At 61.7% G+C, this 9,462-nt stretch carries 12 protein-coding genes; 7 read left to right on the plus strand and 5 right to left on the minus strand.

What is annotated here, in order from left to right; all coding sequences use genetic code 11:
- Positions 1–12: 12 nt before the first annotated feature.
- Both VLJ37_10300 and VLJ37_10305 read left to right on the plus strand, forming a co-directional pair.
- The gene (locus VLJ37_10300; GenBank protein HSA60061.1) at positions 13–1,059 is read left to right on the plus strand and encodes a DUF4118 domain-containing protein; all 1,047 of its coding nucleotides are present in this window, start codon (positions 13–15) and stop codon (positions 1,057–1,059) included.
- Positions 1,056–1,772, plus strand: a complete 717-nt coding sequence (locus VLJ37_10305; GenBank protein HSA60062.1) for a response regulator — start codon at positions 1,056–1,058, stop codon at positions 1,770–1,772. Before VLJ37_10300 ends, VLJ37_10305 begins: the two co-directional genes overlap by 4 nt.
- Here VLJ37_10305 and VLJ37_10310 read toward each other — a convergent pair.
- From VLJ37_10310 to VLJ37_10325, 4 genes are all read right to left on the minus strand, one after another.
- Positions 1,769–2,134, minus strand: coding sequence for a methylglyoxal synthase (locus tag VLJ37_10310; protein ID HSA60063.1), 366 nt, complete (start codon positions 2,132–2,134; stop codon positions 1,769–1,771). The genes VLJ37_10305 and VLJ37_10310 overlap by 4 nt on opposite strands.
- Positions 2,131–3,882, minus strand: coding sequence for an ATP-binding protein (locus VLJ37_10315; protein ID HSA60064.1), 1,752 nt, complete (start codon positions 3,880–3,882; stop codon positions 2,131–2,133). The genes VLJ37_10310 and VLJ37_10315 overlap by 4 nt, the downstream gene beginning before the upstream one ends.
- Positions 3,883–3,897: 15 nt before the next feature.
- Entirely contained in the window at positions 3,898–4,587 is a 690-nt protein-coding gene (locus VLJ37_10320; protein HSA60065.1) for a response regulator transcription factor, read from the minus strand.
- Positions 4,588–4,718: 131 nt separating this feature from the next.
- Entirely contained in the window at positions 4,719–5,069 is a 351-nt protein-coding gene (locus VLJ37_10325) for a DUF3147 family protein (GenBank protein ID HSA60066.1), read from the minus strand.
- Positions 5,070–5,146: 77 nt separating this feature from the next.
- Between VLJ37_10325 and VLJ37_10330 the strand changes: the two genes are divergently transcribed.
- From VLJ37_10330 to VLJ37_10350, 5 genes are read left to right on the plus strand one after another with little or no spacing between them, the layout of a single operon-like run.
- Positions 5,147–5,440 carry a hypothetical protein gene (locus VLJ37_10330; GenBank protein ID HSA60067.1) on the plus strand — a complete coding sequence of 98 codons (294 nt, stop codon included), beginning with the start codon at positions 5,147–5,149 and terminating at the stop codon, positions 5,438–5,440.
- 44 nt (positions 5,441–5,484) lie between these two features.
- Positions 5,485–6,582, plus strand: coding sequence for a hypothetical protein (locus VLJ37_10335; GenBank protein ID HSA60068.1), 1,098 nt, complete (start codon positions 5,485–5,487; stop codon positions 6,580–6,582).
- Between the two features lie 25 nt (positions 6,583–6,607).
- Positions 6,608–7,444 carry a metal ABC transporter substrate-binding protein gene (locus VLJ37_10340; protein ID HSA60069.1) on the plus strand — a complete coding sequence of 279 codons (837 nt, stop codon included), beginning with the start codon at positions 6,608–6,610 and terminating at the stop codon, positions 7,442–7,444.
- Positions 7,441–8,247, plus strand: a complete 807-nt coding sequence (locus VLJ37_10345; GenBank protein HSA60070.1) for a metal ABC transporter permease — start codon at positions 7,441–7,443, stop codon at positions 8,245–8,247. The genes VLJ37_10340 and VLJ37_10345 overlap by 4 nt, the downstream gene beginning before the upstream one ends.
- A 58-nt stretch (positions 8,248–8,305) precedes the next feature.
- Positions 8,306–9,274 carry a hypothetical protein gene (locus tag VLJ37_10350; protein HSA60071.1) on the plus strand — a complete coding sequence of 323 codons (969 nt, stop codon included), beginning with the start codon at positions 8,306–8,308 and terminating at the stop codon, positions 9,272–9,274.
- 8 nt (positions 9,275–9,282) lie between these two features.
- Here VLJ37_10350 and VLJ37_10355 read toward each other — a convergent pair.
- On the minus strand, positions 9,283–9,462 hold a 180-nt coding region (locus VLJ37_10355), incomplete at its 5' end, for a hypothetical protein (GenBank protein ID HSA60072.1).

Genomic DNA, 9,462 nt, shown 5'->3' on the forward strand with positions numbered 1-9,462 from the left:
CCGAAGCTCACCATGAAATCCTCGTACCGCTATCTACTTTCCGTTCTTTTGATCGCCGGCTGGACGGCGTTCGCCAAACTGGTCTTCCCCCGCATCGAGATCGCCAATTTGGTCATGACCTATCTTCTGGCCAATGTCCTGATCGCGGTGCGGTACGGCCAGGGGCCTTCGGTCGTTTCGGCCGTTTTGAGCGTGGCCTTGTTTGACTTCTTCTTCGTTCCCCCCTATCTGACCTTCGTCGTTGCGGATGCGAAATATTCCGTAACCTTTCTGATTATGCTGGGGGTGACCGTCCTGACCGGCCGCCTGATGGTTCAATTGAGGCGCAACGCGGAAAAGGCCAATCAGGCCCAGATCGCGGCGGAACGGGAGGCGATGATGAGCTCCCTGCTCAGTTCCTTTTCCCACGACCTCCGGACGCCGTTGACGTCGATTTCCGGCGCGGCGGGCACTCTCCTGACCGAGGACCATAAGCTTTCCCCGGAGGACCGCCGCCGCCTCCTGGAATCGATCGACGACGAATCCGCCCATCTGAACCGCCTGGTGGAGAACATCCTGCAAATCACGAAGATCGAAGCGGGCCATATCAATATCAAAAAGGAATTGCAGTCGATCGAGGAGATCATCGGTAGCGCCTTGAATCGTCTTGATGCGCTTTTGAAGGACCGCAGGATCGCCACGGAGATCCCCGACGACCTGCCGCTCGTGCCCATGGATGGTCTCCTGATCGAACAAGTCTTGATCAATCTCCTGGAGAACGCCTCGCGGTACACGGCCGCCGGCTCGCCCATCGACATCCGCGCCCGGAGAAACGGAGCCAAGGTGACGGTCGAGATCGCGGATCGCGGTCCGGGTGTGCCGGCGCCGGAGCAATCCCGGATTTTCGAGAAATTCTACCGAAGCGGCAAAAAGGACGTTTGGGGCAGCGGCCTTGGGCTCGCGATCTGCCAGGGCATTCTCAAGGCCCACCAGGGCGAGATCGGCGTCAAGGACCGTGACGGCGGCGGAAGCTTGTTCTATTTTTCGTTGCCTCTCGAAAACGGAGGAAAGGCCGCATGACCACCACGAATCCATCGGTCCTGGTCGTCGAGGACGACTCGCAAATCCGGCAATTCCTGAAGGTCGGCCTCGAAAGCAACGGTTACGCCTACCTCGAATCCGTGCAGGGCAAGCAGGGCTTGTCCGAAGTGGCGACGCGCAATCCGGACCTCGTCGTCTTGGATTTGGGATTGCCCGACATGGACGGGATCGACTTTCTGAAAAACCTGCGCGAATGGTCGAAGGTGCCGGTGATCGTCCTGACCGCCCGCGGCAACGAGCAGGACAAGATCAACGCCCTGGACCTCGGCGCCGACGACTATCTCACCAAACCCTTCGGCGTCGGCGAGCTGCTCGCCCGCATCCGTGTCGCTTTGCGCCACGACGCCCAGAGGGCGAGCGGGGAGGACTTGCCGCTCTTCGAAAACGGAGCGCTTCGGATCGATTTCGTGAAGCGCCAGGTCTTCGTCGGCGACCGCGAGGTCCACCTGACGCCGACGGAATACAAGATCCTCACGTTGCTCGCCCATCATGCCGGCAAGGTGCTGACCCAGCGCCAGATCCTGACGGAGGTGTGGGGGGCGGCTTACGCCGAGCGGGGGGACTATTTGCGCGTCCACATGCACCAGCTCCGGCACAAGATCGAGTCCACACCCGCGCGACCCAAGTGGCTCATCAACGAGCCGGGCGTCGGGTACCGGATGACCGTGGAGGAACGGCGAAAAGACGATTAGGACGCCAGCCCCCGGATCAGGATGCTGGCCGAGGCGAGGTTCGTGGCGAGGGGGATGTTGTGCACGTCTGCGAGCCGAAGGAGCATGAAGATGTCCGGCTCGTGGGGATGGATGCCCAGGGGATCCCGGAGGAAGATGATGCCGTCGATCTTCTTCTCGACGATCATCGCGGCGATCTGCGCGTCGCCGCCGTTCGGGCCGCGCTCGAACTTCGTGACGGGCAGTCCCGCCTTTTCCACGTACTTGCCCGTCGTCCCCGTCGCAACGAGCTTGAATTTCCGGATCAGCTCGAGGTTGTCCTTCACGAACTCGACCATCTCGGCCTTTTTCCCGTCGTGGGCGATCAACGCGATGGTTTTCATGTCGTCTTCTCCAAGGGAATCGTGAACCAGAATTCGGAACCTTTTCCAACCTCGCTGTTCACGCCCACCTCACCCCCGTGGGCCTGGACCAGGTGCTTGACGATGGCAAGCCCGAGCCCCGTCCCCCCCATCTGGCGCGAGCGTGCCTTGTCGACCCGGTAGAACCTTTCAAAAACGCGCGGCAGATCCGCCTCGGGGATGCCGATGCCCGAATCCGCGACCGCCAACCGGCAGAATCCGCCCTTCGTCTCGGCGGTGACCGTCACCGTCCCGCCCTCGGACGTGTACTTGAGGGCGTTTTCCACCAGATTGCCCAGAATCTGGCGGAAGGCCTGGGGATCGGCCTGGGCGGCGACGCCTCCGCCCACCCGGTTCTGTAGTTCTATCTTCTTCGCGCGGGCCATCTCCGAAAACTCATCGCAGATGGCGTCGACGGCGGGCTTAAGAGGGGTCGGCGCCAAGGCGATCTCCAACCGGCCCGACTCGATCTGCGAGAGCATCAGGATGTCCTCGACCAGGTTCTGGAGCTGGGAGGCGTTGGTCTCGATCTTTTCCACGAAGCGCCGCGCGGCGGAGGGGTCCTCCAGGGCCCCGCCCCGGAGGGTCTCGGCGTAGCCACGGATGCAGGTGAGCGGCGTCTTGAGCTCGTGCGAGACGTTCGCTACGAATTCCTTCCGGACGTTCTCGAGCCTCCGGATATTGCTCACGTCGTAAAAGACGGAGACCGACCCCTCATGCAGAGGCGCCGCATGGACGACGACGTTCCTCTCCTGCCCGCCGACGAAGATCTGGATTTCATGCTCCTGCGGCATCTTTTCCGAGAGAGCCCTTTCCACGGCGTCGTTGACGGCCGCGTTGCGGAGACATTCCAAGACCGTCTTCCCCGCCCAGTCACCGGACAAGCCCAGCATGGCGGTCAGCGCCGGATTCACGAGGACCATCTCGCCCTTCGCGTTCGTCACGAGCACGCCTTCGATCATGCCGTCCAAGATCGTCGCGAGTTGATTCTTTTCGCGCTTCAATTCCCCCCACTGTGTCTCCAAACCGTCCGCCATGGCGTTGACGGCTCGGGCGAGCGTCCCGATCTCGTCCTTCGGGATGGAATAGAGGCGTTTGGAGAAGTCTCCCCGCGAGATCCGCTGGGCGATCTCCGACATCCGCAGGAGGGAGCGCACGACGGACCGCGAGAGGATGAGCCCCATCAATCCGGCGATGCCCAAGGCGACCAACGCCGCGGCAACAATCGACCTCCGGATCTCGGCCTCGGTGTTGGCGATGACTTTCAGGGGCAACGCGACACGGGCAAAGCCACGCCGGGTCTTCACGGCCACGTAGAGGAGATCGGTCCGTATGGTCGCGGAGTGGCGTCGCGACGACCCGAAATCGGCGTCGATGGCTTGCTGGATTTCGGGTCTTTGAAGGTGGTTCTCGACGCGTTCCAGGTCGGCGTCATCCAGCTCCGAATCGCCCAGAACCTTTCCGTCCGGCGCGATGATCGTCACGCGCGCCCCGATCTCGCGCGACATGCGGTCCGCCAGGGCATCGGCCTCGCGAGGACCCCATTGGGCATCATCCAGCGATTCGACGTGGTCGCGGATCAAGTTCGCTTTCTGGACTAGGTTCTTCTCGATGTCGGCGACCAGGAAACGGTCGATCCGGGGGACGAGGGTCGCGTACGAAACGACGAGGGCCCACGCAGCGACGATCAAGAACGCGGCGAAGAGCTTCCAAGCGATCTTTGATTTCACAGGGATGCCACGCGGTTACTCGACCCTCTCTTTGAAACGATAACCGATCCCGCGGATGGTTTCGATGTAATCCCCCGCCCGTCCCAATTTCTCCCGGAGGCGTTTGATGTGGGTGTCGACGGTCCGGGTCGTCAGCGCCGCGTCGTAGCCCCAGACACGGTCCAGGAGCAAATCCCGCGTGGCCACCCGGCCGCGGTTGGAGAGCAGATACTGAAGGAGCTTGAACTCGATGGCGGTGAGCCGGACCTCGTCTTTCCCCACCTTGACCTGGAAGCGGGCGGGGTCGATGTTCAGGGTCCCGAAGGACTGAGGCTGGGCGTTTTCGATGAATTCGCGATCCTTGATCCGTCTTAAGATCGCCTTCACGCGGAGGACCAGCTCGCGCGGGCTAAAGGGCTTCGCCAAATAATCGTCGGCCCCCACCTCGAATCCCACGATCCGGTCCACCTCCTCGCCCTTGGCGGTCAAGATGAGCACCGGGATGTTCTTGGTTTTCGCGTCGTTCTTGAGGCTGCGGCAGACCTCCAAGCCCTGCATGTCCGGCAGCATGAGATCCAAGATGACCAGGTCCGGCTGGACCCGGCGGGCCTTGGCAAGCCCGTCGGCGCCGTTCTTGCTGACCTCGGTGGTAAACTTTTCCTGCCGCAGGTTGTAGTCGACCAACTCTGAGATGTCGTTGTCGTCTTCGATAATGAGTATCTTCACGTCTCAGCTCCTGTGGCATCCAATGCCCTGAACGCGCTTTCGAAGAAAGAGTGGCTCCCACAATCGGCGCTAAATGTTACAGCAATGTGACATAAATGTGAAATCCGCACTTTGGGACGGACTCAGCGCCCCTATTTCAAGAACCCCGCCTTTTCGAAGACCCAAACGCCTATCCCCAAGGCGGCGGTCGCCAAGGCCATCGAGACGACGAACGGGACCTTGTGTTTGAAGAGGAAATAGGCCGCGACGAAAAAAGCGAAGCTGGGGATCACCCAGAGGATGACGTCCTTCGTGTAGATCGCCAAGAGATTCAAGTCCCGCTTTTCAAAGTAGATCCAGATGAGCGACAGGAACGTCATCATCGGCAGGGCCGTCAGGAGGGCGGCGCCCTTCGGGAAGGTCTTGGCCGCCTCGCTGATCGCGGCGATGAGGATGCCGGAAAGGACGACCTTCACGAGAAAGAAAGCGGTTTGAGAGGTCATGGGCCTTCTATCGCTCGAACGGCGCCGATGAGCAATGATCTTGACGGGCACCGAAGGAATGACGTACGCGCCGTTCCATGCGAACCGTCTTCCGGAAAATCGGGCTGGCCCTTTCTGCGGCCGCGGTTCTCTTCACGGCGGTTTGTCTCCCCTTGCATTACCACGAAGACCAGGCCCAACACAGCCAGTCCTCGCACTGCTCCATCTGTCATTTTTCCAAGGAGGGGAAGGCCTCCGGGGTCGCTGCGGCGTTCCAAGGCCCTCCTTGCGCCCCCTCGGAGGGGACGGTTTCCGTCGTCCAGGCGGATCCCCTCCTGGTCCTTCTGACCGGCCAGGTCCCGCAACGCGCCCCACCGGCCGCCCTCTCCTAAGAAGACCGCATATTTCAAGATTGTTCCGTCGTAAGGAGCCTCAAATGCGTGCACGTTTGCGCGTCGCCACCCTGTTCGGGTGCCTGTGCCTCGGCTGGACGGCATCGGCCCAGGAGACACAACCCGCTCAAGAGAAGCAAATCCTCCTCTGGAAGGTCCCGGCCTCCGGGCGGAAGGCCCTCATTCCTGATATCAGCCTCATCGGCTCTATCGCCGGCGCCTGGTTCCGAGACGACCCGGGGTCCGACCTGGGGGAAAACCCATCGCGGACCGGCTTCAATTTTCAGGGCGTGGAGTTGGCGCTCCAGTCGGCGATCGACCCGTATGTGCGCGGCGACGTCTTCATCCTGTTTAAAGAGGACGGCGTCGAGGTCGAAGAGGCGACCGTCACGACCGTGTCGCTCCCCTGGAACCTCCAGATCCGGGGCGGGAAGTTGCTCGCCCGGTTCGGCCGCCAGAATACCCAGCACTTAGAACAGCTCGACTTTGTCGATAACTCCTTCACGAACCGCTATTTCTTCGGCCCGGAGGGGTTTCATGAATTGGGGGCCGAACTCTCCGTCCTTTTCCCCCTCCCCTGGTATTCCGAGCTCTCCTTCGAGTTTCTCCAGGGAGAAAACGCGGGGAACTTCGACGGGGCCCGCAAGCAGGACTTCGCCTACCTCGGGCATTGGAAGAACGGCTTCGACGTGACGACGAATCTGGCGGGCCAGATCGGTCTCTCCGGCGCGGTGGGTTTCAACGACACGGCCCCCGGCAACATGACGCAGATCTACGGGGCCGACCTCTACTTCCGCTGGAAACCCTCCGAGCGCCGCGGTCTCAAGTGGCAGACGGAATATTTCCTGAGACGATTGGAAGACGTCGGCGGCACGCGGGTGGAAGGCGGACTCTATTCACAGCTCATCTGGCGCTTTGCGCGCCGGTGGGAGGCGGGGATCCGCGGCGAAAGGATCGGACTCCCCGACGAGGGAAACCGGCAGTGGGGCCTCTCGCCGCAAATCACCTTCGTCGCGACCGAATTTTTTCACCTGAGGGGTCAATACAATCTCATTCACACGGATGGAATCGCGAGGGAACAACATGAAGCCTTTCTCCAAATGCAATTTAATATGGGTCCTCACGGCGCTCATAGCTTTTAGCGCGCCCTTATCCGCCCGCGCCAAGTTGAAGGTCGTCGGGTCGATCCCCGACCTCGCCGCCCTCGCCCGGGAGGTGGGAGGCGATCTGGTGGAAACGCAGACGATCGCGCGGGGGGATCAAGATCCCCACTATCTCGAGCCCAAGCCCAGTTTCGCCCTGATGCTCAACAAGGCGGACCTCCTGATCGAGGCGGGCCTCGAGCTCGAATCGGGGTGGCTCCCCGTCCTCATCACGCAGTCGCGGAATCCCAAGATCCAACCGGGGCAGAACGGGTTTCTGAACGCGGCCCAAGAGCTGAACATCCTGGAAATCCCGACCGGCCCCGTGGACCGCTCGATGGGGGACGTCCATCCCGAGGGCAACCCCCATTATTGGATGAACCCCCGGAACGGGCTCGTCATCGCCAAGAAGATCGCGCAAAGGCTCGGGGAGCTGGACCCCGCGAACGCCTCAAAATTCACCGGAAATTACGCGGATTTCGAAAAACGGCTCTCGGACCGGATCGCAACCTGGGAAAAGGAGGCGGCGCCTTTTCGCGGAAAAAAGGTCATCACCCATCACAAGAGCTTTTCGTATTTCGTCGACTGGACGGGGTTAAAGGTGGAGGGGCTGATCGAGCCCAAGCCGGGCATCCCCCCCAATCCCTCCCATCTTCTGTCGCTGATCCAGCTCATTCAGACGGAAAAGATCCCCCTGATCATCACGGAGAATTACTACGATCCCAAACCGTCGCGGGAGCTGGCGGAAAAAACGGGCGCGAAGGTGCTGATCCTCCCGACTTCCGTCGGCGGCGAGCCGGGCATCAGGACCTACGAGGACCTCTTCGAGGCCCTGATCGGTAGGCTGAAAGGGGCTTTATGAACGCGTTTGTCTTTCTCCTGCCGGCCTTCGCGGCCTGCCTGATCTTGACGGGCATTCATACGTACCTGGGCATCCACGTCGTGAGCCGGGGCGTCATCTTCGTCGACATCGCTCTCGCCCAGATCGCGGCGCTCGGGATGACGGTCGCCTTCCTCGTGGGATTCGAGCCCGGAAGCCAGACCGCATACTTCTTCGCCCTCGGCTTCACCTGCCTGGCCGCCCTCTTCTTCGCCTACTTCCGGCACGAAAGGATCCCTCAGGAGGCCTTGATCGGGGTCTCCTTCGCGGTGAGCTCGGCCCTGGCGATCCTCCTGTCCGACCGGATCCCCCACGGTTCGGAGCACCTCAAATACATCCTCTCGGGCAACATCCTCTGGGTCTCCTGGCCGCACATCGTCAAGACGGCGCTGATCTATCTCGTCATCGGACTTTTTCACTACGCGCTCCGGGGTCGATTCCTCCTGGTCTCGACCGATCCCGAGGAGGCCGCCCGCCGGGGCCTCAAGGTCTGGCTTTGGGACCTGATGTTTTACGTCTCGTTCGGCCTCGTCATCACGAGCTCGGTCCAAATCGGGGGCATCCTTCTCGTCTTCTCGTTCCTCATCGTCCCCGCCCTCTGCAGCATGCTGTTTTACGGAGGCTTGCGCGGCCGGATTTTCATGGGCTGGGCGGTCGGCACGGTCACGAGCGTGGGAGGGATCGCGGCCTCGTATTTCTGGGACCTCCCGACGGGGCCCGCCATCGTGGCCGGGTTCGGGCTTGCGCTCCTCGTTTCCCTTGGGATAAAGCGCCTGGCCAGTTGATTGACTTCAAAAGCATCAACCCTCGACCAACATCGGTCAACTCATTCTCGAGGAAAACATGAAACATCGGCTTTTCTTCGCCTTGGCGCTCCTCTGCGCCTTGGCTCCCTGGGGCGGGATCGCGGAGGCCTGCGACCTCTGCGCCATCTACAGCGCGACCAACGCCTCGGGCCTGGACGGCCGGGGCTTCGGCGCCGGCGTTGCGGAACAGTTCACGCATTTCGGAACGCTGAAGGACGACAGCAAGACCCAGCCGAACCCCTTCGGCCAGTTCCTGGACAGTTCCATCACCCAGATTTTCGGGAGCTACGATTTCAACAAGTACGCCGGCCTGCAGCTGACGCTGCCGGTGATCGTCCGCTCCTTCCGGCGCGTGGAGGGCGGCGCCGTCGAGACGGGAACCGTGGCCGGTCTCGGCGACATGTCCCTCGTGGGCCGCTTCCAGCCCTATCAGAAATTCACCGAGCGCTTTAGCTTGAGCTGGCATCTCTTGGGAGGGGTCAAGTTCCCCACGGGCTCGACGAGCCGCCTGAAAGAGGAATTGAACGAGGACATGGATCCGGCGGATCCGAACGAACGAAGCGGCGTCCACGGCCATGACCTGACGCTGGGCAGCGGATCCTTCGACGGCGTCGTAGGGACCAAGATCTATACGCGGTGGCGCCGGTTCCTCGCCACCTCCGACATCCAGTATGCCATCCGGAGCCGGGGCACGATCGATTACCGCTTCGCCAACGACCTCCATTGGAACTTAGGGCTGGGAGGCTACGTCTTCCTGAGGCACAATTTCACGCTGGCGGCCCTCGCGAGGGTGTCCGGAGAGCACAAGGGGCTGGATGACCTGGCGGGCATGCCGGTGGACGACACGGGCCTCACAACCGTCTCCCTGGGACCGGATTTCCTCTTCACCTGGACGGAGCATTTGAGCGCCAACCTGGGGGCGGACATCCCGGTGCTGATCCACAACACGGCCTTTCAGTCGGTTCCGGATTACCGGATCCGTGCGGCGGCGTCTTGGAGGTTCTGACCTTCCCGCTAGCCGTCGATTCGGACCTCGCCGACGCACTTCGTCGGGAGGCCCGTCTTGTTGGCTTTTTTGAGGATCTGTTTGGGGGTCACGGGGTCTTCATAGAGACAGACGGCCTCACCGCTTTGGATGTCGAGCGTCAAGTCCTTGCAGAGGGAGGACAGCTCTTCCTTGAACTTGTCGGCGCA

This window comes from bacterium, assembly GCA_035454885.1.
Taxonomy (GTDB): domain Bacteria; phylum UBA10199; class UBA10199; order JACPAL01.

Bases quoted from the DNA above. Each gene is read 5' to 3' on its own strand.
- VLJ37_10300 (HSA60061.1), top strand. From the start codon at position 13: ATGAAATCCTCGTACCGCTATCTACTTTCCGTTCTTTTGATCGCCGGC.
- VLJ37_10305 (HSA60062.1), top strand. From the start codon at position 1,056: ATGACCACCACGAATCCATCGGTCCTGGTCGTCGAGGACGACTCGCAA.
- VLJ37_10310 (HSA60063.1), bottom strand. From the start codon at position 2,134: ATGAAAACCATCGCGTTGATCGCCCACGACGGGAAAAAGGCCGAGATG.
- VLJ37_10325 (HSA60066.1), bottom strand. From the start codon at position 5,069: ATGACCTCTCAAACCGCTTTCTTTCTCGTGAAGGTCGTCCTTTCCGGC.
- VLJ37_10330 (HSA60067.1), top strand. From the start codon at position 5,147: ATGCGAACCGTCTTCCGGAAAATCGGGCTGGCCCTTTCTGCGGCCGCG.
- VLJ37_10335 (HSA60068.1), top strand. From the start codon at position 5,485: ATGCGTGCACGTTTGCGCGTCGCCACCCTGTTCGGGTGCCTGTGCCTC.
- VLJ37_10345 (HSA60070.1), top strand. From the start codon at position 7,441: ATGAACGCGTTTGTCTTTCTCCTGCCGGCCTTCGCGGCCTGCCTGATC.
- VLJ37_10350 (HSA60071.1), top strand. From the start codon at position 8,306: ATGAAACATCGGCTTTTCTTCGCCTTGGCGCTCCTCTGCGCCTTGGCT.